Origin of the sequence: Vibrio neonatus, from assembly GCF_024346975.1 — a bacterium.
Lineage (GTDB): Bacteria > Pseudomonadota > Gammaproteobacteria > Enterobacterales > Vibrionaceae > Vibrio > Vibrio neonatus.
The window spans coordinates 457,658-480,501 of sequence record NZ_AP024885.1; the positions used below are offsets into that span (position 1 = coordinate 457,658).

A 22,844-nucleotide genomic window follows, 5' to 3' on the forward strand; every position below is an offset into this window, starting at 1 on the left:
GCAAATTCGTTGCTTTTCTTTACCGAGCTTAATTAATTCTCTTGTTACACAGCCTTGAATTACGGGTGTTTTTTGTGATCTTGATCGCAACTAACAATTGTTTGCTGAGGATAACTACTTTTTTGTAACAGCCTATTCCATTTTTAAACGGGGTAGTGACGATTTTGTCAGCTAGTTGCAGATGTTTAAAAATGGAATTAATGATGAATAAATGGATTTTATCGACCATAGGCTTATCAATGGTCACCGGAGCCCAAGCGGTTACATTGGGTGATGATGTGTTCGATGCTGAGTATCGAGTCACCATTCGCTCCAGTCATATGGCGGAATTTCCGTTATGTAGCGGTACTTTGATTCGTGATCAATGGATTTTAACCGCAGCGCACTGTGTGGTATTTCCCGGTGAAGATGGTACAAATGCGGGTGATTACTATGTCGCTCGACCCGGAGAGCTCACCATTACGCATAGCGCGGCTAATTTAGAGTCTGATATTAGTGATGACATCACCAACTTTGTGGATGTATCGCATGTGGTGGTGCACAGTGATTATCAAAGGCTAAGTAGTGTCGAAGTAACCAATGGTGATGTTGAACAAATCAATACTGAGCTCTCTAACGATATTGCTTTGTTGAGGATCAAATATCCGTTACCCGATATTACCCCTGCAACCTTAGCCAGTCCTGACGTGATGGCTGCACTTGAACTTGAGTTAATTTCTCAGTGGCCAACAGAAAGTAATGTGGCGAAGCCAGAAAATGTGCAAGTGCACGGCTGGGGCAGTACCGATGTGTATGACCCTTGGGGAGATACCGTAGAGCTGCAACTGCAAACCACATCCCAAGCGTTTTATCCCATTGATGAGTGTTTTACTCGTCTTGAAGAGGGCAAAGATGCCCCTGATTTTATTTCTTCAGCGATAGACCCAACTAAAATCTGTACCAATCCAACTAAGCTTGAAAAATATGATGAGAACGGCAGTGTATATGGCAACTCAGCCTGTATCGGTGACTCCGGCGGTGCGTTACTGTCTAGTTTAGATGGCACTGAGTATCAGATTGGTATTGTCAGTGGCACGCCGTTAATTTTGCCAGTTTGTGGCTCGGTGACTATCCCAAGTTTCCATACCAAAGTGTCTTACTTTTATGATTGGATTAATCAAGTAGTGGACAGTGAAGAGCTGCCATCAGATACAGTGACTCCGCCTAATTTCATTCAAAACGCTCAATCTTCTGAGGATGACGAAGCCTTACCTGAAGAGGGAGGCTGTGATGAAAGCGAAACGGTATTTGTAGATTGTGGTGGTTCGGATTCCGATTCAGGCAGTGTGCACTATATCTGGTTATTGTTGCTATCAGCGGTCGCCTTTAGAAGACATTTCCAACGACGTTAGATTTACCATTTTGCCCTCTATTACTCGCAAATGGCGTGCAATAGAGGGCTTTAATCAACGACTTCTTTATCTTTCCTTGATCTTGTCTGGTGGCAATCTATACTAGCGCCCTGCAAAATATTTAGCCTAGGATCGTTATTCGCCATGCAAGTTTCTGATTTTCATTTTGACCTACCCGATGAATTGATCGCACGTTATCCGACGCCGGATCGTACTTCGAGCCGTTTACTGCAACTGACGGGTAATAGCGGTGAGGTTCAGGATAAACACTTCACTGATATTTTAGATCTTGTTAACGAAGGAGACTTGTTGGTATTCAATAATACCCGAGTGATTCCTGCTCGTGTCTTTGGTCGTAAAGCCAGTGGCGGCAAGATTGAAGTGTTGGTTGAGCGAATGGTCGATGAACACACTGTTTTAGCGCATGTGCGTGCCTCTAAGTCTCCTAAGCCGGGGACTGAGTTGTTGCTTGGCGACAAAGATCAATACTCAGCAGTGATGGTGGCAAGACACGATGCGCTGTTTGAGATTCGTTTTACCTCAGACAAAGCCGTATTGCAGATCCTAGAAGAAGTCGGCCACATGCCACTGCCTCCTTACATTGATCGCCCTGATGAAGATTCCGATCAAGAGCGTTATCAAACTGTGTATAACGCTAAGCCAGGCGCAGTAGCCGCCCCTACGGCTGGGCTGCATTTTGATGATGAAATCTTAGCTAAAATTAAAGCTAAAGGCGCAAAACTTGCATTCGTTACTTTGCATGTTGGCGCAGGCACATTCCAACCCGTCCGCGTTGACAACATTCTTGAACATCACATGCATGCCGAATATGTTGAAGTGACTCAAGAGGTGGTAGATGCCATCAACGAAACTAAAGCGCAAGGTGGTCGAGTCATTGCTGTGGGCACAACTTCTGTTCGCTCACTAGAAAGTGCGGCGCAAGACGCTGTGAAAAAGGGCACAGAACTTAAGCCTTTCTTTGGCGATACCGATATCTTTATCTATCCGGGTTATCAATTTCAGTTAATCGATTGCCTGCTAACTAATTTCCACTTACCTGAATCAACTTTGATCATGTTGGTCAGTGCGTTCGCTGGATATGATAATGTTATGCAAGCCTACAAACATGCGGTTGAGCACAACTATCGTTTCTTTAGTTATGGTGATGCGATGTTTGTGACTCGTTTAGGATTATAAACGAAGATTTGTCGGTAAAGTCCGGCAAGTAAAAAAGCAAAGTTAGATACCGTTCTCGTTTGCTGTGAACGGTTCGATACAATTCATTTTATGAGCGGTGATAGGGTTAAGAGACTTATTGAATAAGGCTTAATCGCTAATGGCCGCTCTTTTTTGGGACAAGGTAAAAGTAAGCGTGTTGTCCTAAACTAACCGTCAGATTGTTTCTCTGGCATATTGGAGTAATTTGTGAAATTTCAACTAAAGAAAACGGACGGCAAAGCTCGTCGTGGTCAATTGGAGTTTGAACGCGGTTCGGTTCAAACCCCAGCATTTATGCCTGTAGGTACTTACGGCACTGTTAAAGGCATGACTCCGGAAGAAGTAAAAGGAACAGGCGCAGAAATCCTGTTGGGTAATACCTTTCACTTGTGGCTAAGACCGGGTCAAGAAGTCATGAAACTGCATGGCGACCTACACGACTTTATGAACTGGCAAGGTCCTATTCTTACTGACTCAGGCGGTTTTCAGGTATTTAGCTTAGGCGACTTACGTAAAATCACTGAAAAAGGTGTGCATTTTCGCAACCCAGTGAATGGCGACAAAATCTTTATGGATGCTGAAAAGTCTATGGAGATCCAAAAAGATCTCGGCTCTGACATCGTAATGATTTTTGACGAATGTACGCCATATCCTGCGACTCATAACGAAGCGAAAAAATCGATGGAAATGTCACTACGCTGGGCACAACGCTCTCGTGACCATTTCAACAAACTAGAAAACCCAAATGCGCTATTTGGTATTGTGCAAGGTGGCGTGTACGAAGATTTACGTGATGTATCCGTTGAAGGTCTGACTAAAATTGACTTTGACGGTTACGCGGTTGGCGGCCTAGCAGTCGGTGAACCTAAAGAAGATATGCACCGCATTCTTGAGCATACTTGCCCACAATTGCCAACAGATAAGCCACGTTACCTAATGGGCGTGGGTAAACCAGAAGACCTAGTAGAAGGTGTTCGTCGTGGTATTGATATGTTCGATTGCGTAATGCCTACTCGAAATGCCCGTAATGGCCACCTATTTGTGACCGGCGGTGTGATCAAGATCCGAAACGCGAAACATAAAATAGATACAACACCTCTAGATCCTGAGTGTGACTGTTACACTTGTCGCAACTATTCTAAATCGTATTTGCATCATCTAGATCGTTGTAATGAAATCTTAGGCGCTCGCCTAAATACCATTCATAACCTTCGTTATTATCAGCGTTTAATGGAAAGCATCCGTAAAGCCATTGACGAAGATAGATTCGACGCTTTCGTAGAAGAGTTTTATGCTCGTCGTGATAGAGACGTGCCGCCGATGCTAAAAGCTGACGCATAATAATAAATAATTAAACTGGTCATGTAATAATACAAATTACAGCGACCAATATGCGGCTTTATCGCTCAACCCTTGAAAAAGGGGCGGTGAGGCCACATTTAGTGTTATAACTTAAATTAACGAATATTTTTAAAGAGGATTTTTAATGAGTTTATTTATTTCTCAAGCTCACGCAGCGACTGAAGGTGCTGCTCAAGGCGGTGGTTTCGAAATGCTGATCATGCTTGGTATGTTCGCAGTTATTTTCTACTTCATGATTTACCGTCCACAGTCTAAGCGCGCAAAAGAGCATAAAAACCTTCTTGCTTCTATGACTAAAGGCGACGAAGTTCTTACTAGTGGTGGTTTAGTAGGTAAGATCTCTTCTGTTTCAGAAGACAACGATTTTATCTCTATCGAACTAAATGCTAACAATGTAGTTGTTATCAAGAAAGACTTCGTTACTGCAGTGTTACCTAAAGGTACGCTGAAATCTCTTTAAAAACAGCTAGAGGATCCTCGCTGTGTTAAACCGTTATCCGTTATGGAAGTACTTGATGGTCTTAATGGCCATTCTAGTAGCGGCACTGTATGCCCTTCCGAATCTTTACGGTGAAGATCCAGCCATACAAATCACAGGAGCACGTGGTGCTTCTGTTGATATGGCGACCATGGATACTATCACCAATGCTCTTGATAAAGAGAATCTATCTCACAAGTCTGTTTCGTTAGAAAATGGCTCAATTCTAGTTCGCTTTAATGACACTGACACCCAAATTGGTGCTCGTGATGTTATTTCTGAAGCACTAGGTTCAGATGCAATTGTTGCACTTAACCTTGCCGCTTCAACTCCTAGCTGGTTAGAAAGCATTGGCGCTGCGCCAATGAAGCTTGGTCTTGACTTGCGCGGTGGTGTGCACTTCTTAATGGAAGTGGACATGGACTCTGCAATGAACAAGCTTATCTCACAGCAGGAAGAAGCCTTCCGTAGTGAGCTACGTGAAGAGAAAATTCGTTACCGTGCTATTCATGCAGGTAAAGACTCTGTAGAAGTTACATTGCGCAATGCTGAGCAACTGTCTCAAGCAGAAAGCCTTCTAAAATCAAAACACCCAGATATGTTGTTTGCTGATTCAGACAGCGACGGTCGTTTTGTACTAAGTGCTACCTTTACAGAGGCTCGTCTTACTGAAATTCGCAACTACGCTGTTGAGCAAAACATTACGATTTTGCGTAACCGTGTAAACGAACTGGGTGTTGCTGAACCTTTGGTTCAACGTCAAGGTGCAAGCCGCATCGTGGTTGAATTACCAGGTGTTCAAGACACAGCTCGCGCTAAAGAAATCTTAGGTGCTACTGCAACTCTAGAATTCCGTGAAGTTGATATGCAGGCTGATTTGTCTGCTGCGGCAAACGGTCGTGTTCCTGCGGGCAGTGAAGTTAAGTTTGATCGTGATGGTCGCCCAGCGGTACTGAAAAAACGCGTTATTCTTGGCGGTTCAAGCATCACTGATGCAAGCTCTAGCGCCGATGAATATGGTCGTCCTCAAGTTAACATCTCGCTAGATAGCGAAGGTGGTAGCAAGATGGCTGCATTCTCTCGCCAAAACATTGGCAAGCTGATGGCAACCGTATTTGCTGAGTACAAAGACAGTGGTAAGCGTACTCCAGAAGGCAAAGTGATTCTTAATAAACACGAAGAAGTGATCAACCAAGCGACCATTCAGTCTGCTCTAGGTCGTAGCTTCCGTATTACAGGTATCGACTCTGCTGCTGAAGCTCATAACTTAGCCTTGCTACTTCGTGCTGGTGCCTTGATTGCGCCAATCTCGATTGTAGAAGAACGTACAATTGGTCCATCAATGGGTCAGCAGAATATCGATAAAGGTGTTCAAGCTTGTATGTGGGGCATGTTAGCGGTAATGCTATTCACACTGGTTTACTACCGTAAGTTTGGTTTTATTGCCAACATGGCACTAATGGCAAACCTTGTGTTGATCATTGGTATTATGTCGATGATTCCAGGTGCGACAATGACGCTGCCGGGTATTGCCGGTATCGTATTGACCGTTGGTATGGCCGTTGATGCGAACGTACTGATCTTTGAGCGTATACGTGAAGAGCTAAGAGAAGGACGCAGTCCTCAACAAGCGATTCACCAAGGTTACGCCAATGCCTTTAGTACGATTGCGGATGCTAACATCACAACTTTATTAACAGCAATCATTCTGTTTGCTGTCGGTACAGGTGCGATTAAAGGCTTTGCTGTAACACTGTCTATCGGTATTTTAACTTCAATGTTTACTGCGATTATTGGTACACGTTGTGTAGTTAACCTGCTGTATGGCGGTAAACGTGTTACTAAACTGTCGATCTAATTGAAGGTATTTCCATGTTTCAAATATTGAAAAGTGAAGGAACGATCGACTTTATGCGCTGGTCAAAAGGCGCGGTTGTTTTTTCATTACTAATGATTGCAGCTTCAATCTACACCATTTCAACTAACTGGTTGAACTGGGGTCTAGATTTTACCGGTGGTACGCTGATTGAAGTGGGTTTTGAGAACCCTGCCAACCTAGAAGAAATTCGTACTTCATTGAGCGATAGAGGTTTTGGCGATGCAACGGTACAGAACTTTGGTTCTGCCCGTGATGTTATGGTTCGTCTACGTCCTCATGAAGGTCTACAAGGTGAAAAACTAGGCCTACAAATCATCCAAGCATTGGAAGAAGGTACTGGTGAATCTGTAGAGATGCGTCGTGTTGAGTTTGTTGGTCCTAACGTTGGGGATGAACTTGCAGAGGCGGGTGGTCTAGCGATCATCGTATCTCTGATTTGTATCTTGTTGTATGTTTCTGTGCGTTTTGAATGGCGTTTAGCAGCTGGTGCGGTATTGGCACTTGCGCACGATGTTATCATTACCATCGGCATCTTCTCTATCATGCAAATCGAGGTAGACTTGACTATCGTGGCGGCATTGCTAACGGTTGTCGGTTACTCGCTCAACGATACCATCGTTGTATTTGACCGGATTCGTGAGAACTTCCGTCGAGTACGTAAAGGTGGTGCAGTTGAGATTATCAATGGCGCGATCACTCAAACCTTGAGCCGTACCTTGATTACTTCTGGTACAACTTTATTCGTAGTTATTGCCCTATTTACTAAGGGTGGTGCAAATATCCATGGCTTCGCAACTGCATTGCTATTGGGTATCACAGTAGGTACATATTCATCTATCTACGTAGCATCAAACTTAGCATTGAAACTGGGTGTATCTCGTGAGCACTTGATGCCACCTAAAGTTGAGAAGGAAGGCGCAGAATTTGACGAAATGCCTTAAGCCTTTGTCTTATTTCTAGTAGTCTTTTTAAACGGTCAACGATGTGTTGGCCGTTTTTGTTTTTGGCTTAAAGTTGTAAGGAAACACTATGTCAGTAATTACAAAAGACAGTGCAGTCACTATGCATTTCGCAATCAAACTTGAAGATGGTTCGGTAGCAGACAGTACTTATCAAATGGGCAAACCAGCGAAACTGGTGATTGGTGACGGTAGCTTGAGTGACAACTTTGAAGCGTGCTTGCTGGGGCTAAAAGCGGGAGACAAAAATAGTGTTGAGCTAAAAGCGGTAGACGCTTTTGGTTTACCAAATCCTGACAACATTCATCATATGGATCGTGCTAAATTTGTCGGTGAAGCTCAAGTTGAAGTAGGCACCATTATGGCATTCAATGGGCCTGATGGCGTCGAAATTCCTGGCATCATTACCGAGATTGCAGGGGACTCAGTCACCGTTGATTTCAATCATCCTCTAGCAGGGCGTGATGTTACCTTTGATGTTGAAATAGTTTCAATCGATTGATCTTAAATCGTTTTCTCGAATTTACAGCTTACCCTATTAATAGCCATGCATTATTTATGGTCATTACTGTCTTGAGCTTTCGTCAATAATGTCGGTACAATGAGCGCGATTTGAGGTTGCTCATTGACTGAGTAACAAGGCCTTCACTAATGAAAGATATGACAATGGAAATTCTATTAGCTAACCCGCGTGGTTTTTGTGCCGGTGTTGACCGAGCTATCAGCATCGTTGAACGAGCGCTTGAGATGTACCAGCCTCCTATCTATGTTCGACACGAAGTTGTGCATAACCGTTTTGTAGTTGAAGGGCTGAAAGCTCGCGGCGCAATTTTTGTTGAAGAACTGAGTGAAGTGCCTGATGACAACATTGTTATCTTTTCTGCGCATGGCGTATCACAAGCGGTGCGTAAAGAAGCCAAACAGCGTGATTTGACCGTATTTGATGCAACTTGTCCATTGGTGACCAAAGTGCATATGGAAGTGGCTAGAGCAAGCCGCAGACATATCGAGGTGGTATTGATCGGGCATACAGGCCATCCTGAAGTTGAAGGCACTATGGGGCAGTATGCAAGCAGCGAAGGCGGCATGTATTTGGTTGAGAAAGCTGAAGATGTTGATGCATTGCTACCTATCATCAAAGACCCATCAAATCTGCATTATGTTAGCCAAACCACTTTGTCGGTGGACGAAACCGCGGATGTGATTGATCGCCTGCGTCAGGTTTTCCCGAGTATCCAAGGGCCACGTAAAGATGACATTTGCTACGCTACGCAAAACCGCCAAGATGCGGTGCGAACTATGGCAAATGAAGTGGACGTAATGATAGTCGTTGGCTCTAAAAACTCATCTAACTCAACACGATTAAAAGAGTTGGCAGAAAAGCTAGGTACTCCTGCTTACTTAACTGATTGCCCAGAAGATCTGAACGCTGATTGGTTTAAAAGTAAGAATAAGGTAGGCATGACCGCTGGTGCATCCGCTCCAGAAGAGTTGGTAAACACTATCTTAGAAAAAATAAAAACTTTGTCTGATTGCAATCAAGTCACTGAACTCTCTGGTCGTGAAGAGAATATGTTCTTTGAAGTGCCAAAAGAGTTGCAGGTTAAAAATCTATAATTTTGACTGAATAACCTTCGCTTTACAGAATAAAAAAACGGGCTGCCAATATTGGCAGCCCGTTTTTTAGTGGGGGATTCTAAGCAATATGTTATGCGTGTTTAGTTTCCACTTTAGGTTTTTCTTCATCTAGCAAATCGTTTTCACCTTTGCCTTTTGAAATTTTAATGACAGTTGCTGTGATACCTAGCATCGCGATAACACCGATGATGGTAGAGGTTTGCATACCTAAACCAAAGCCCAGTTTTGAGTTGTTTAGGATGAAAGTAATACAAACCGTAGTCATAAACATCGCTGGAATAGTAGTGATCCAGTGGAATTTGTTGTAACGAAGTAGGTAAGCAGAAGCTGTCCAAAGCATCATTACCGCAGTAGTTTGGTTAGCAAAACCGAAGTAGCGCCAAATTACACCGAAGTCTACTTGAGTTAAGATACCGCCGACAATAAATAGTGGTACAGCCATCAATAAGCGGTTACGCATAGTGCGTTGTTCTAGATTGAAGTACTCAGCTAAGATCAAACGGCTTGAACGGAATGCGGTATCACCAGAGGTAATTGGCAGAATAACCACGCCAAGGAATGCAAGCACACCACCAAATACACCAAGTAGACCAAATGATGCGTCATAAACTACTTTACCAGGGCCGCCGTTAGCCACTACGTCAGATAAAGAGTCAACAGAGCCAAAGAATGACAAGGCTAAAGCACACCAGATAAGCGCGATAATACCTTCACCAATCATTGCTCCATAAAATACGAAGCGACCGTTTTTCTCGTTTTCAATACAACGAGCCATCAATGGTGATTGTGTGGCGTGGAAACCAGAGATAGCACCACAAGCGATGGTAATAAATAGAGCAGGCCATAGAGGTAGGTCATGTGGGTTCATGTTAGAGAACATGTCACTGACTTGGAAGTTACCTAACACTGAGTAGTCACTTGAAACTGCCACTGCGCCAATTAAGCCCACAGACATGAAGATTAACAGTGCGCCAAATAGAGGGTAGAAACGACCAATGATTTTATCGACAGGTACGATAGTCGCAATGATGTAGTAAATGAAGATGATAACAACCATAGTTGTCATGCTGACATCTAAACTTGTTTTGTCATTGATTAGGTTAGTGATCATGCCTGCTGGAGCAGAAACAAATACCACACCTACAAGAAGTAATAGGACAATGGCAAAAATGTTCATAAAGTGCTTGGCGCCAGTGCCTAGGTAACGTCCCGTCAATGTTGGTACAGATGCGCCGCCGTTACGTACCGATAGCATTCCTGAGAAGTAATCGTGAACAGCACCAGCAAAAATACAACCCAATACAATCCATAGCATAGCCGCAGGACCGTATAGAGCACCCATGATAGGACCAAAGATTGGACCCACACCAGCAATATTTAAAAGCTGTACTAAGTATACTTTTTTAGTTGGCATTGGAACAAAGTCCACGCCATCCGGCTTAGTTATTGCTGGAGTTTGACGACTTTCATTAATGCCAAAAATTTTTTCAACTATGGAGCCATAGATGAAGTAGCCAGCAACAAGTGCTACTACACAGGTAAGAAACCACATCATATCTGTATTCTCTTCTATTAAAGGTTAATTCGCTAAATTTTCTATTTACATAATATTAAATCCGTTAAGCAACTACCTTAGGTGAGTAAGTCAGTGGTCGAATAGCGAGTTAAGTGGTGAAATACCCAGTTGAATGGTTTGCTGTTTTTTGGGGTTTTCGAAAATGTGATCTAGGTGTGCTAAGCTCATAAAAAACAATATGTTAAGTAGGTCACAATGCAAGGATTTAAATGGGCTCTGCCTTTAATTGTTCCGTTGTTATTTGCCTGTGCTAGTGGTGATGAAGCACTAGTAGCAAAAGGGGATTGGAAGGGGGTGGGATACTCCGATGGTATTAAAGGAAAAACTCAGCGCTCGTACACTGCACTGAGTGAACTAGGCTCTGCTAATATGGGGGCTTATGAAGAGGGATATAGCTTAGGCATAAAAGAATACTGTAACCCTAACTTTGCTTATCAAATTGGTTTATCAGGTCAGTACTACGAAGGTGTCTGTGAAGGCAGTGAAGATGCGCAAATGTTTCGCATGGAATGGCAACGCGGTTGGGATGAACAAAAGTAGTGTTTTTGCTACATAAAAAGGCCAACAAAAACGGGTAGTTCAAAGAACTACCCGTTTGCTATCACTTAAAATACAGCTTCTGATTTAGAAGGTGTTAAAGCCAAAGTATTCTACTTGGATACTATTTGCATTACCCCAAGTTAGCTTAGGATTACCTAAGTCACTCTTACTGTTTGCATGACATTCGCTATCACCACATAGTGCAGTTAGGTCTTTGTTGTAACCCATGATGAACTGAATGTAGTAAGGGATGTTATTAGGTTTAAGCATAGTTTCATTCACTGGATCATGAGCGTAGCCCCAAGTGTGGCTAAATTCATGCGCAACCAATGGTACCTGACCAAAACCAGCATGCAGTAATGTATCTTCTTCAACGGTCATAACTACTTTTTGTTGCGAGCCTTTCGCTGCCGCCATACCGTAGTCAAAACCAGATTTGCTGCCTGATAGCACTACTTTTAGTTTGTGATTTTCAGTAGTTGCTAGAGAATCGGCTTTTAATTGCGCGTAGCTGTCTGGCATTGAAGTGTTAAATGGACCTGGCTGACCTTGCGTTGCTTTATCAAGCATTGCCATGTTATTACCATTATCAAACTCAGTAGCAAACTCAGGCGTGTTGTATAAGAACATCACTTCACCAAAGATGCGTTTAAAGCGTGCTTTTAGCTCTGGTGTCCAGTTGTCTTGAATGTATCCAGGAGTGTTGTTTGTCGCAGGAGAAACAAATTCAAACTCAGCAGGGTTCGTGCCGTGGAAGATAAGATCTGTGTCTGCTTTAGCGAGCATGGTTTGAATGTTAGCGGCAATTTTAGGGTCTTTGCTGGCTTTCTCAACCACCAGTTTTGCATCTTGTTCATCTAGGTAGAATTTAGCTTCTAGCTGAGATTTTAGATCCGTTGCGGTAACGGTTTTTGCTGTAGCTGCGCCATTGGTCGCTGTTTGCGGAATTGGCGGAATAGCCGATACAGAAGCGTTGATATCGCCAGTGTAATAGTCTTGTAGGTTCTCACGGATGGTTTTCTTAGTACCATTGTCAGAAGTAATTTTAGTATCAAGGTGAGTGTTCAGGTAGTGAATTTGAACGGCTAATTCATTCCAGTCATATGTACCACCATTTAAGTTTTTGGTGTACGGGAAGTCTGCACCTAATGTAAATACAGGAGTGCCTTTAGCACTGCTAAGCTCTTGCATGAAATCTTTAATAGAGTTCAGTGTTTCATTGTATTCAGGCCAACCCATAGCGTGTTGAATTGAAGACAGTTCAGCTTGCAATGCAAACGGAATAAGACCTGCAGTAGAACCTGGGAATGCTGTTGCAATATCAGCATGTTGCTCTTGTTCTGCTTTTTCTAAGATGTCTTTAGTGGCTTGTGGGTCTTTTGCATAGGCAGATGCCATAGCCGCATCTAGGCCTGCAATTAACATTAAATCTTGCTTACGAGCAGTCTCGTCTTTATTAAGAGATAGGCTTGCTAGCTCACCATCTTCAGGAGCTTTGACTGATGTTGCTTCGTGATGTTTTGAATCATGACAGCCGCTAAGCGCAATAGCACTTGCTACTAATGTTGCCAAAGCCAGTTTTGATGTATTGAATTGCATAGAACCTCTTCAATTTGCTAATTAAATGGCGTCTATTTCAATAATTAAAGTGAGTGCAGCAATGTGCGCTTTTTAATATGAAAAGTCATTCGCCATTGGTATTTGCTTGTTGTGTCGAAGTCTATTTTTGTGAACTAGATCAAGCAATAATTAAAATTGAGAAGTTATTTTTCTTCGCGAATTTACATAATATTAATCTATCCTGACATTAGCGGAACATAGCAGGATAGTTAATCATGTATTCTTTATGGTTCTTTTAGCCGTTATTTAACGAATAAAGCCTTTTTGTTTGTTCAGTAATGCTTCAGCTTGCGCTTTCTCTTGCCCTGTCAGTTGCATCATAATGGCTAGCTTCACATTCATTTGTGCTTCTTTTAATACTTCTTCAGCACGACTCTCACTGCATTCCGTTGCCTGCATGACTATGCGAATAGCTCTAGCAACCAGTTTCTTGTTGGTTGGTTTTACATCTACCATGAGGTTTTGATAAGCCTTGCCAATTTTGACCATGCTGGCGGTGGAGAGCATATTGAGTACCAACTTCTGCGCCGTTCCAGCTTTTAAACGGGTAGAGCCAGTTAATATTTCAGGGCCGACAATCGGTGAGATGGCAATTTGTGCATTTGATGCGATTTCTGAGTCAGGATTACATGAAATCGATACGCTGGTGGCGTGTATTGCGTTGGCATACTTTAAACAGCCAATAACATACGGCGTGCGGCCACTTGCCGCAATCCCGACCACCACATCTTGCGCGGTTAGGTTTAGCTCAGTTAAATCTTGCTCACCTAAAGTGAAGCTATCTTCGGCGCCTTCTTGGGCTTCAAACATCGCTTGTTTGCCACCGGCAATGACGCCGACAACCATCTCTTTGTCTACGCTAAAGGTGGGCGGACATTCCGAAGCATCCAATACGCCAAGTCGTCCACTGGTGCCAGCCCCCACATAAATTAAGCGCCCACCTTGGGTAAAGGCTTGGCAAATAGCGTCTACCGCTTTGGCTATTTGAGGCAGTTCTTTTTGTATTGCTACTGGTACTTCAGCATCGGCTTGATTCATTTTTTCGATGATTTCAAGAGTTGTGAGAGTATCCAAATCCATGGTATTCGGATTTCGATTTTCTGAAACCAATTTAGCAAGAGTATCGATTAATGTGCTTTGTGACATGCTGATGCCTATTCTGCGTTGTAGATGATGCCCAGTGACGTTGCTTTGCTTGCCCCTGTGACTTTAGGTAAATTGCTTGGCAAGTTATGGATACGTCGATAGGCGAGCCATGCAAAAGCTAACGCTTCCATGTAGTCGCCACTAATACCTTGCGAGTCAGTTGTATTCACTTGCCAGTTAGGTAACAGTGCTTGTAAGCGCTCAAGCAGTGCTTGATTGTGCGCCCCTCCACCACACACTAATAACTGGTCTTGGTATGGGCTTTGATATAGATGGCACTGATCGGCAATAGATTGCGCAGTAAACTCTAATAAGCTCGCTTGTATATCTGCCGCGGGTATCGAACTCTCTATTTGCTCAAGTATCTGCTCAAGCCAAGCCAAATTATAATGCTCTCGACCTGTGCTTTTAGGGGGCAGCTCCATAAGATAAGGATCTTGCATAAATAGCTCTAGTAGTGCGCTATTAACGTGCCCACTTTTTGCAAATTGACCATCATGATCAAAAGGCAAGTTACAGCATTTTTTTACCCAAGTATCCATCAACATATTGCCCGGACCGGTATCATAGCCAAGCACTTCACCATTTGCTTGAAGCACGGAAATATTGGCTATTCCTCCAATGTTGAGCACTATTTTACAGCTGTCAGAAGCAGGAAAAAGTGTTTGATGGTAAGCCGGAACCAGAGGCGCACCTTGACCGCCTAGTGCCATATCTTTGCGTCTAAAATCGGCAACAGTGGTGATCCCTGTTTTTACTGCAATAAGATTGGCATCGCCGATTTGAGTGGTGAAAGGAGTATCACCCGTTGGTTGGTGATAAACAGTTTGCCCATGACAACCTATAGCTTTGATATCACTAGCTTGAAGGTTTAAATGATCTAAGAAAGCGTTACTGGCTTCGGCATACAGCGCTGCAAATCGGTGATCGAGTTCACCGAGCGTTTGCAAAGTAGTGAGTTGCCCCTGACACACTTGCAGGGTTTGTTGTTTAAGTTCATCAGGTAAGGGGTATTCAAACGTTTCGAGACAGTGAGTCACCCCTTGTTCAAAGTGGGCTAAGGCAAGATCGACACCATCTAAGCTCGTCCCCGACATAATGCCAATATAGAGTTCTTTTTTGTCCATATTTGAGATGTTTGATCCGTTCTTTGATTGTCAAAATACAATAAACTGAATACTCTGTGAAAGCCACATTAGATATGAGAATAAGGATGAAAAATGGGTCCGTTATGGCTAGATGTTAAAAGCTATGAAATTGATGCCGAAGAAAGAGAAATCCTACAACATCCTACGGTAGGGGGTGTCATTCTATTTACTCGAAACTACCATGATAATCAGCAATTACAGGCACTCACTGATTCAATTCGTGCTGCTGCAAAACGTCCTATTTTGATTGGTGTTGACCAAGAAGGCGGACGTGTTCAACGATTCAAGGAGGGGTTTACCCGTATCCCTGCTGCGCAAACTTTTGCTTCTAAAGCAAATGGTGATGAGCTAGCAAAACAAGCGGGTTGGTTGATGGCAGCAGAGGTTATGGCTCACGGAATTGATCTTAGTTTTGCCCCAGTGCTCGATCAAGGACATCAATGTTTAGCGATAGGCTCTAGAGCCTTTGGTGAAGATAAAGCAACCATACTCAAGCACAGTTCAGCCTATATGTTAGGTATGAAGCAAGCGGGTATGGCTACTACAGGTAAGCATTTTCCGGGACATGGTGGTGTCATTGCAGACTCTCACAAAGAGACGCCAATTGATGCAAGAAACACTATTTTTGATACCGATATGGCGATATTCCGCGCGCAGATTGAAGCAGGGTTGTTAGATGCCATGATGCCCGCGCATGTGGTATATCCAGAATACGATGATAAGCCTGCCAGTGGCTCTAAATATTGGCTGAAAAAGGTATTGCGTGAACAACTGGCTTTCCAAGGCTTAGTATTTTCCGATGATTTAAACATGGAAGGTGCTGGGATTATGGGCGGGCCGGTCGATAAGGCAATGCAAAGTTTAAGAGCGGGTTGTGACATGATCTTGATGTGTAATAACCGCAATAGCGCCGTTGAAATTATCGATACTCTGCCGATTACTCAAGTGCTAAATGGTGCGCAACTGTCTAAGAAAAAGTCATTTAGTTTGGATGAATTGCAGTCTAGTCGAGAATGGAAAGAAGCAACCGCAGCATTAGCTAAAGCCGAGCTTCTCCTTTAGTACTTTTAAGTACCGGCGGCTCACAGGGGCGTGATAGCCACTAATGGTAATTATCTCAGCTAAGCCTTGTTCTAAGAGTTTGATTTCTCTTATGGCTTTTGGGCTGACGAGATATTGACGATGACAGCGCATTAGAGGGGTTTTCTCTTCGAGCACTTTCAGAGTTAACTGGCTGTTGGTGGTGTTTTCGGTTGTTTGAATATTCACACCACTTAAATCGCTATAGGCTACTTCAATATTGTCTGTGGGCACCAACATAATACGGTTGTGCCCACAACAAGGCACCTGATCAAGAGAACAAGGTGTGATATTGGAGTAATCCATTGGCGCTTGCTTGTTTTTGAATCGCTTATTAAGACGACAAATTGTCTTATTGAGCCTTGCGGGATCGATGGGTTTTAACAGGTAGTCAAAGGCATTTTCTTCAAATGCTCTTAGTGCGTATTGGTCATAAGCCGTCACAAACACCACCGCCGGCATCGTCTCCGGATCTAACATGCTAAGTAGCTCTATTCCGGATATTTGTGGCATGTGGATATCTAAAAAGACAATATCAGGTTTAAGGGTATTGATTTTTTGTAGCCCTTGAATCGCATTTCCTGCTTGATCAATCACTTCGATCTGCTGAGTTTGCTCGATAAGTTCAATGAGGTCTTCTCTAGCAAATAGTTCATCATCAATTACAAGGGCTTTAAGCATTGTCGTTCTCATTATAGTTCGGAATAATAAAGCTCATCCGCGTGTAATTTTGCGGATCACATTCAATTTCCAGTTGATACTGCTCGCCAAAATAATTGGAGAGTCGTTTCGCGGCAATATGCATTCCCAGACCAGTTTGATCTTTGCTATCAGGCTTATAACGACCCGCATTATCTTCCACTGTAATTTTATAACCTTTGCTATCTTCACTGCTATAGATGCGGACAACACCACAATCTAAAAGATTCGACACGCCATGCTTGATGGCATTTTCAACTAAGGGTTGTAGGGTAAAGCTGGGGACCATTTGTTCTAGTAGGTGCTCTGCAATATCGATATCAACTTCTAAGCGATCAACAAAACGCGATTTTTCAATCGTAAGGTAAGAATTTACGTGTGCGAGTTCTTCTCGGAGAGTAACAAATTCGGTATTTCGCTTCAGATTGCCACGAAAAAACTGTGATAGATGTTGGATTAACTCACGTGCTTTGTCAGGATTACGGCGAGTAATTGCACTGATGGTATTCAATGCATTGAATAGAAAGTGAGGGTTCACTTGTGCATGCAGTAATTTGATCTCAGCTTGCGATAACAACATTTTTTTCTGTTGATATTCACTATAAAGGATCTGACTAGACAGTAACTCGGCGATACCTTTTGCCATTGTGGTATTGATGGAAGAAAACAGTTTTACTCGCGGCTCATACAGTTTGATGGTGCCAATCACCTTATCAGCGGCAATTAAAGGAATCACTAATGCCGAGCCTAATTTGCAATCTGCCGACAATGAGCATTGGTAAGGCGTTTTTCTACCATCAAGATAGATAATACGTTGTTCTTTGATTGAGGTAAGAGTGTATTCAGAGGAGATAGGCGTATTTGGCTTATGATGATCCGATCCCATACCTTCAAAAGCGAGTATCTTTTCTTTGTCTGTTATCGCCACCGCGCCAACTTTGGTTTCATCTTGAATGATGTACGCAATTTTTTGCGCACTCACGGCATTGAGTCCTTCAGACAACACGCCGACACAGCGCTCGGCAATATTTAAAGCTCGTCGCGAATAGCTAGAGGAGTATTTTTCTAAAATGGCTCGTCTATCTTGCAAAATACTAATAAAGAAAGCCGCGCCTAAGGAGTTCGCCAGAATCATAGGTATCGCGATGGACTCCACTAAAGCCACTGCTTGCGAAGTGGGGGTCGCAACCAAAATAATAATGACCATCTGCGTAATTTCAGCGACTAGGGTGACATTAAAGATGATGGTCGCGTTAAATAGACGGTCACTCTTGCCTCGGCGCAACATATACATATGCACTATTCCGCCAATTAACCCTTCGGTAGTGGTAGAGATGGCGCAAGCAAGGTCGGTAAATCCGCCCATCGAATAACGATGTAACCCCCCCGTTAAACCAACCGCCAAACCGACAATAGGGCCACCAAATATTCCACCAAGCACCGCACCAATGGCTCGTGTATTGGCTATCGCATCGCCAATTTGTAATCCAAAGTAGGTGCCAAGAATACAAAATAGGGAAAACATGACATAACAAATGAGTTTATGGCTAAACCTTTCCGAAATATTGAGTAAAGGAATAACCAGCGGTGTTTTACTCAAGGTATACGCAACCATAAGGTAAACGCACATCTGCTGTAATAAAGAGAGGATAAGTTCCATAGCGGGAGTTATGTCAAAGTATTAATAGGCTAAGTTTATACGTAATTTTATTTAATAATTTGATTACGGTTGTGAAAACTAGCTTTAGGCTTGTTGCTGAAAAGCATACTTAGTTTTTAAAATAGAGACACTTGCATGGCGGTGTAAATTTAGGTTTACATCAAGTGTAATAAATAACGTACAAAAGTCTTGCTTTAATCTTATCTTCGGGTATTGTTGAAACATATCTTAAAAATTACGTACAAAATTATTTACGGTGACACTATGCAACGCAGCGAACTTAGTAACGTTAATATCAGCCAAGAGCAGATTCTAATTACTCCAAACGAGTTAAAAGCAAAGATCCCTTTGAGTGAGACTGCTCGTCAGTTTATTCAACAATCTCGTGAAACTATCGCCAACATCGTTGATAAAAAAGATCACCGTCTATTAGTGGTATGTGGTCCTTGTTCTATCCATGATGTAGAAGCAGCTAAAGAATACGCCAAGCGCTTGAAGGCATTGTCTGAAGTTGTTGGTGACCAAATCCTATTGGTTATGCGTGTTTACTTTGAAAAACCTCGTACAACCGTTGGTTGGAAAGGGCTAATCAATGACCCACATTTGGATGGTTCTTTTGATATTGAACATGGTCTACATATTGCACGTAAACTATTAGTTGAATTAGCCGATATGGGTATTCCATTGGCCACTGAAGCGCTTGATCCAATCAGCCCTCAGTACCTAGCAGATACCTTTAGCTGGTCTGCAATTGGCGCTCGTACTACTGAATCACAAACTCACCGTGAAATGGCCAGTGGTCTTTCAATGCCTGTTGGCTTTAAAAACGGTACTGACGGTAGCCTTTCAACTGCAATCAACGCAATGCAAGCGGCGTCTTCTAGTCACCGTTTCATCGGTATTAACCGCGCGGGACAAGTTGCACTACTGACAACGAAAGGTAACCCTGATGGACACGTAATCTTACGTGGTGGTAAGCAAACTAACTACGATTCAGTGTCTGTTCGTGAGTGTGAAGAAGAACTAGCAAAAGCCGGTCTTGATGCTGCACTAATGATTGATTGTAGCCACGCAAACTCACGTAAAGACTACCGTCGCCAACCTCTTGTTGCCGCTGACGCTATTCAACAAATTCGTGAAGGCAACAAATCGATTATTGGTTTGATGATTGAAAGTAACATCAATGAAGGCAATCAAGGCACTGATATTCCGTTAGATCAACTGCAGTACGGTGTTTCCATTACTGATGCATGTATCAATTGGGACTCAACTGAGGCACTATTGCTGAAAGCTCGCGAAGAGCTAATCCCAATTTTAAAAGATAGAATCAAGTAAGTAGTAGAGAAAAACATGGCAAAGGCACTACAGGGTTTAAGAGATAAGATTGATTTAGTAGACAAGCAAATGCTTGATCTACTTGAGCAACGACTAAAATTGGTCGAAGAAGTGGGTGAGGTCAAGAGTGAACATGGCCTGCCTATCTACGTGCCAGACCGAGAAGCTGCAATGCTGGCGTCTCGTCGAGAAGAAGCTCAAAAACGCGGTATACCGCCTCAACTTATTGAAGATATCCTACGCAGAGTGATGCGTGAGTCCTACGCTAGCGAAAAAGACTCAGGGTTTAAATGCTTAAACCCTGACTTAGGCGATGTGGTCATTATCGGTGGTAATGGCCAACTCGGTAGCTTGTTCAGAAAGATGTTTGATCTTTCTGGTTATAGCGTCAAAGTGTTAGGCAGTAAAAATTGGCATGAAGCGGATGAGCTGTTTAAAAACGCTGGCCTTGTGATTGTTACTGTACCAATCAATAAAACAGAAGCGGTGATTGGCAAGTTAAATAACTTACCAGCAGACTGTATTTTGTGTGATTTCACCTCCATCAAAGCAAAACCATTGCAGGCGATGCTAGATGTACATGCCGGGCCAGTGGTTGGTCTGCACCCAATGTTTGGCCCAGACGTACCAAGTTTGGCAAAACAGGTGATTGTACATTGTGATGGGCGAGGCGAAGAGCACTACCTATGGTTGCTGCAGCAGTTTGCTATTTGGGGCGCAAGTTTATGTCCTATGGAAGCTGAGCATCACGATCATGGTATGACGTTGATTCAAGCACTGCGCCACTTTACCTCGTTTGCTTACGGTCTGCATTTGAGTAAAGAAAATCCTAATATTGATACTTTGCTTAAACTGAGCTCGCCTATCTACCGCTTAGAATTGGCGATGGTCGGTCGATTGTTCGCCCAAGACCCAGATCTGTACGGTGATATCATTTTATCTTCCGAAGAAAACATAGAGATGATAAAGCGTTTCCACTCTCGATTTGGTGAAGCACTGACTCTACTCGATAAGCACGATAAAACGGCGTTTATTAAGCAGTTTAATTCAGTATCTGATTGGTTTGGCGATTACTCTCAGCAATTTATGAGTGAGAGTCAAAAGTTGCTTAAACAAGCGAATGATTCCATCCAAAGAGACAGCTAAGCTATTGCTTAGATAAGAAAAGAGTTTAGATATTAAAAAAGGTCGCTTCACAATCAATGTGAAGCGACCTTTTTAGTTTTCTGCGATACGAATTACTTCGCTACACGCTTGTATTTAATACGATGTGGTTCAGCAGCTTCAGGACCAAGAGTCTTCTTCAACCATTCCATGTATTCGTTGTAGTTACCTTCGTAGAAGTTAACTTGCCCTTCATCACGGTAATCAATGATGTGAGTGGCGATACGGTCAAGGAACCAACGGTCATGCGAGATAACCATGGCACAGCCAGGGAACTCAAGTAGCGCCTCTTCTAGTGCACGTAGCGTTTCAACGTCAAGGTCATTGGTTGGTTCATCGAGAAGCAATACGTTGCCACCCGTTTTAAGTAGCTTAGCAAGGTGCACACGGTTACGTTCACCACCAGAAAGCTCACCAATGATCTTCTGTTGATCTGATCCTTTGAAGTTAAAGCGTGAGCAGTAAGCACGTGCTGGAATTTCAAAGTTGTTGATCTTAATGATGTCAGCACCTTCAGAGATCTCTTGGAAGACGGTTTTCTTGTCATCCATGCTGTCACGGAACTGATCAACAGAGGCCAGTTTAACCGTATCACCCATTTCAACCGTACCTGAATCAGGCTGTTCTGCGCCGCTTAGCATTTTAAATAGGGTTGATTTACCCGCGCCGTTAGCACCGATAATACCGACGATTGCACCCTTAGGCATGCTAAATGACAAGTCATCGATAAGCACACGCCCATCAAATGATTTAGTTAGGTTCTTAACCTCAACCACTTTATCACCTAGACGCTCACCTGGTGGGATGAACAATTCGTTAGTTTCGTTACGCTTTTGACGATCGCCACTTTGCAGTTCTTCAAAGCGAGCCATACGAGCTTTAGATTTAGATTGACGGCCTTTAGGGTTTTGACGAACCCATTCCAGCTCTTTCTCGATGGTTTTTTGACGAGCACTTTCTTGAGACGCTTCTTGTTGTAGACGCGCATCTTTTTGCTCAAGCCAAGAAGTGTAGTTACCTTCCCATGGAATACCTTCACCACGGTCAAGTTCAAGAATCCAGCCAGCAGCGTTATCTAGGAAGTAACGGTCGTGGGTAATCGCCACAACAGTTCCCGTATAATCTACTAGGAAGCGCTCAAGCCATGCTACAGATTCTGCATCCAAGTGGTTGGTTGGTTCGTCGAGTAGTAGCATGTCTGGTTTTTCTAGAAGCAGACGACAAATGGCTACGCGGCGACGTTCACCACCAGAAAGGTGTTCAATTTTTTGGTCCCACTCAGGTAGACGCAATGCATCCGCAGCGCGCTCTAGAGAGTTTTCAAGGTTGTGACCGTCTTTGGCTTGGATAAGTGCTTCCAAATCGCCTTGCTCTTTTGCAAGCGCGTCGAAATCAGCGTCAGGTTCAGCATAGGCTGCGTACACTTCATCCAAACGTTTCATGGCACCAGCAACGTCAGAAACGGCTTCTTCAACCACTTCACGTACGGTTTTAGACTCATCTAGTTTTGGTTCCTGTGGCAGGTAACCTACATTCAATCCCGGTTGTGGACGTGCTTCACCGTCGATATCAGTATCGATACCAGCCATGATGCGTAATAGAGTCGATTTACCTGCACCGTTTAAACCTAGTACGCCGATTTTTGCGCCAGGGAAAAAGCTTAGGGAAATATCTTTGAGGATTTGACGTTTTGGTGGCACGACTTTGCTCACCCGAGACATGGTATAGACGTATTCAGCCATTACCTAGAGATCCTTTATTGTATGGGTCTACAGACCATAGAGACAAAGGGTTATTTTATACTATGCAAACCGTTTTTGTTACCGTGTGGAGCGCAAAATCTTCACTTGTTGAAACCCTAAATAGTTATTTACCTGATTCTTACAAATATCATGATTTGTTGCGTATTATGAATATAAGCAAATAAACCATAAGCATCGCCACAAAGAGA

At 43.2% G+C, this 22,844-nt stretch carries 19 protein-coding genes; 12 read left to right on the forward strand and 7 right to left on the reverse strand.

Features of this window, described 5'->3' with window-relative positions:
• The first annotated feature begins 203 nt into the window (after positions 1–203).
• The 8 genes from OCU38_RS02190 to ispH all read left to right on the forward strand — a co-directional run bounded on the left by OCU38_RS02190 (position 204) and on the right by ispH (position 8,904).
• Positions 204–1,391, forward strand: coding sequence for a S1 family peptidase (locus OCU38_RS02190; protein WP_172972822.1), 1,188 nt, complete (start codon positions 204–206; stop codon positions 1,389–1,391).
• A gap of 144 nt (positions 1,392–1,535) precedes the next feature.
• On the forward strand, positions 1,536–2,588 hold the full coding sequence (queA, locus tag OCU38_RS02195) for a tRNA preQ1(34) S-adenosylmethionine ribosyltransferase-isomerase QueA (protein WP_261823599.1): 1,053 nt from the start codon (positions 1,536–1,538) through the stop codon (positions 2,586–2,588).
• A 228-nt stretch (positions 2,589–2,816) separates the two neighbouring features.
• On the forward strand, positions 2,817–3,950 hold the full coding sequence (tgt, locus tag OCU38_RS02200) for a tRNA guanosine(34) transglycosylase Tgt (RefSeq protein WP_261823600.1): 1,134 nt from the start codon (positions 2,817–2,819) through the stop codon (positions 3,948–3,950).
• Positions 3,951–4,095: 145 nt separating this feature from the next.
• Positions 4,096–4,431, forward strand: a complete 336-nt coding sequence (gene yajC, locus OCU38_RS02205) for a preprotein translocase subunit YajC (protein ID WP_261823601.1) — start codon at positions 4,096–4,098, stop codon at positions 4,429–4,431.
• Positions 4,432–4,453: 22 nt separating this feature from the next.
• Positions 4,454–6,307: a protein translocase subunit SecD gene (gene secD, locus OCU38_RS02210; RefSeq protein ID WP_261823602.1), complete on the forward strand. Its 1,854-nt coding sequence runs from the start codon at positions 4,454–4,456 to the stop codon at positions 6,305–6,307.
• A 14-nt stretch (positions 6,308–6,321) separates the two neighbouring features.
• A complete protein-coding gene (secF, locus tag OCU38_RS02215) occupies positions 6,322–7,269 on the forward strand; it encodes a protein translocase subunit SecF (RefSeq protein ID WP_261823603.1) in 948 nt (315 codons plus the stop codon).
• A gap of 88 nt (positions 7,270–7,357) precedes the next feature.
• A complete protein-coding gene (gene fkpB, locus OCU38_RS02220) occupies positions 7,358–7,789 on the forward strand; it encodes an FKBP-type peptidyl-prolyl cis-trans isomerase (protein ID WP_261823604.1) in 432 nt (143 codons plus the stop codon).
• Positions 7,790–7,953: 164 nt separating this feature from the next.
• On the forward strand, positions 7,954–8,904 hold the full coding sequence (ispH, locus tag OCU38_RS02225; RefSeq protein WP_261824219.1) for a 4-hydroxy-3-methylbut-2-enyl diphosphate reductase: 951 nt from the start codon (positions 7,954–7,956) through the stop codon (positions 8,902–8,904).
• A 91-nt stretch (positions 8,905–8,995) separates the two neighbouring features.
• Here ispH and OCU38_RS02230 read toward each other — a convergent pair whose 3' ends face one another.
• On the reverse strand, positions 8,996–10,480 hold the full coding sequence (locus OCU38_RS02230; RefSeq protein ID WP_261823605.1) for a carbon starvation CstA family protein: 1,485 nt from the start codon (positions 10,478–10,480) through the stop codon (positions 8,996–8,998).
• Between the two features lie 216 nt (positions 10,481–10,696).
• On the opposite strand from OCU38_RS02230, the gene OCU38_RS02235 reads away from it, so the two are divergent.
• Positions 10,697–11,041 carry a DUF2799 domain-containing protein gene (locus OCU38_RS02235; protein WP_261823606.1) on the forward strand — a complete coding sequence of 115 codons (345 nt, stop codon included), beginning with the start codon at positions 10,697–10,699 and terminating at the stop codon, positions 11,039–11,041.
• An 84-nt stretch (positions 11,042–11,125) separates the two neighbouring features.
• On the opposite strand, the gene OCU38_RS02240 is transcribed toward OCU38_RS02235, so the two are convergent.
• The 3 genes from OCU38_RS02240 to OCU38_RS02250 form a co-directional block, all read right to left on the reverse strand.
• On the reverse strand, positions 11,126–12,640 hold the full coding sequence (locus OCU38_RS02240; protein WP_261823607.1) for a hypothetical protein: 1,515 nt from the start codon (positions 12,638–12,640) through the stop codon (positions 11,126–11,128).
• 267 nt (positions 12,641–12,907) lie between these two features.
• Positions 12,908–13,807 (reverse strand): N-acetylmuramic acid 6-phosphate etherase, encoded by a 900-nt coding sequence (murQ, locus tag OCU38_RS02245; RefSeq protein WP_261823608.1) that lies wholly within the window; start codon positions 13,805–13,807, stop codon positions 12,908–12,910.
• 8 nt (positions 13,808–13,815) lie between these two features.
• Positions 13,816–14,934 (reverse strand): anhydro-N-acetylmuramic acid kinase, encoded by a 1,119-nt coding sequence (locus OCU38_RS02250; RefSeq protein WP_261823609.1) that lies wholly within the window; start codon positions 14,932–14,934, stop codon positions 13,816–13,818.
• A gap of 93 nt (positions 14,935–15,027) precedes the next feature.
• On the opposite strand from OCU38_RS02250, the gene nagZ reads away from it, so the two are divergent.
• Entirely contained in the window at positions 15,028–16,017 is a 990-nt protein-coding gene (gene nagZ / locus OCU38_RS02255) for a beta-N-acetylhexosaminidase (RefSeq protein ID WP_261823610.1), read from the forward strand.
• Here nagZ and btsR read toward each other — a convergent pair.
• Both btsR and OCU38_RS02265 read right to left on the reverse strand, forming a co-directional pair.
• Positions 15,991–16,716 (reverse strand): two-component system response regulator BtsR, encoded by a 726-nt coding sequence (btsR, locus tag OCU38_RS02260; protein WP_261823611.1) that lies wholly within the window; start codon positions 16,714–16,716, stop codon positions 15,991–15,993. The genes nagZ and btsR overlap by 27 nt on opposite strands.
• Positions 16,709–18,394 (reverse strand): sensor histidine kinase, encoded by a 1,686-nt coding sequence (locus OCU38_RS02265; RefSeq protein ID WP_261823612.1) that lies wholly within the window; start codon positions 18,392–18,394, stop codon positions 16,709–16,711. The genes btsR and OCU38_RS02265 overlap by 8 nt, the downstream gene beginning before the upstream one ends.
• A gap of 264 nt (positions 18,395–18,658) precedes the next feature.
• Between OCU38_RS02265 and OCU38_RS02270 the strand changes: the two genes are divergently transcribed.
• Together OCU38_RS02270 and tyrA are read left to right on the forward strand one after the other, a co-directional pair.
• On the forward strand, positions 18,659–19,729 hold the full coding sequence (locus OCU38_RS02270) for a 3-deoxy-7-phosphoheptulonate synthase (protein ID WP_261823613.1): 1,071 nt from the start codon (positions 18,659–18,661) through the stop codon (positions 19,727–19,729).
• A 15-nt stretch (positions 19,730–19,744) separates the two neighbouring features.
• Positions 19,745–20,875 carry a bifunctional chorismate mutase/prephenate dehydrogenase gene (gene tyrA / locus OCU38_RS02275; protein ID WP_261823614.1) on the forward strand — a complete coding sequence of 377 codons (1,131 nt, stop codon included), beginning with the start codon at positions 19,745–19,747 and terminating at the stop codon, positions 20,873–20,875.
• 92 nt (positions 20,876–20,967) lie between these two features.
• On the opposite strand, the gene ettA is transcribed toward tyrA, so the two are convergent.
• Complete coding sequence (gene ettA / locus OCU38_RS02280; protein WP_261823615.1) at positions 20,968–22,635, reverse strand: energy-dependent translational throttle protein EttA; 1,668 nt, start codon at positions 22,633–22,635, stop codon at positions 20,968–20,970.
• Positions 22,636–22,844 lie beyond the last annotated feature (209 nt).

What these genes read in the sequence shown, in the direction of transcription:
- ettA (WP_261823615.1), bottom strand. Translation starts at nt 22,635, where the DNA reads ATGGCTGAATACGTCTATACCATGTCTCGGGTGAGCAAAGTCGTGCCA.
- fkpB (WP_261823604.1), top strand. Translation starts at nt 7,358, where the DNA reads ATGTCAGTAATTACAAAAGACAGTGCAGTCACTATGCATTTCGCAATC.
- OCU38_RS02265 (WP_261823612.1), bottom strand. Translation starts at nt 18,394, where the DNA reads ATGGAACTTATCCTCTCTTTATTACAGCAGATGTGCGTTTACCTTATG.
- OCU38_RS02240 (WP_261823607.1), bottom strand. Translation starts at nt 12,640, where the DNA reads ATGCAATTCAATACATCAAAACTGGCTTTGGCAACATTAGTAGCAAGT.
- OCU38_RS02230 (WP_261823605.1), bottom strand. Translation starts at nt 10,480, where the DNA reads ATGATGTGGTTTCTTACCTGTGTAGTAGCACTTGTTGCTGGCTACTTC.
- murQ (WP_261823608.1), bottom strand. Translation starts at nt 13,807, where the DNA reads ATGTCACAAAGCACATTAATCGATACTCTTGCTAAATTGGTTTCAGAA.
- OCU38_RS02250 (WP_261823609.1), bottom strand. Translation starts at nt 14,934, where the DNA reads ATGGACAAAAAAGAACTCTATATTGGCATTATGTCGGGGACGAGCTTA.
- queA (WP_261823599.1), top strand. Translation starts at nt 1,536, where the DNA reads ATGCAAGTTTCTGATTTTCATTTTGACCTACCCGATGAATTGATCGCA.
- secF (WP_261823603.1), top strand. Translation starts at nt 6,322, where the DNA reads ATGTTTCAAATATTGAAAAGTGAAGGAACGATCGACTTTATGCGCTGG.
- tyrA (WP_261823614.1), top strand. Translation starts at nt 19,745, where the DNA reads ATGGCAAAGGCACTACAGGGTTTAAGAGATAAGATTGATTTAGTAGAC.
- OCU38_RS02190 (WP_172972822.1), top strand. Translation starts at nt 204, where the DNA reads ATGAATAAATGGATTTTATCGACCATAGGCTTATCAATGGTCACCGGA.
- OCU38_RS02270 (WP_261823613.1), top strand. Translation starts at nt 18,659, where the DNA reads ATGCAACGCAGCGAACTTAGTAACGTTAATATCAGCCAAGAGCAGATT.
- btsR (WP_261823611.1), bottom strand. Translation starts at nt 16,716, where the DNA reads ATGCTTAAAGCCCTTGTAATTGATGATGAACTATTTGCTAGAGAAGAC.
- yajC (WP_261823601.1), top strand. Translation starts at nt 4,096, where the DNA reads ATGAGTTTATTTATTTCTCAAGCTCACGCAGCGACTGAAGGTGCTGCT.
- OCU38_RS02235 (WP_261823606.1), top strand. Translation starts at nt 10,697, where the DNA reads ATGCAAGGATTTAAATGGGCTCTGCCTTTAATTGTTCCGTTGTTATTT.
- ispH (WP_261824219.1), top strand. Translation starts at nt 7,954, where the DNA reads ATGGAAATTCTATTAGCTAACCCGCGTGGTTTTTGTGCCGGTGTTGAC.
- nagZ (WP_261823610.1), top strand. Translation starts at nt 15,028, where the DNA reads ATGGGTCCGTTATGGCTAGATGTTAAAAGCTATGAAATTGATGCCGAA.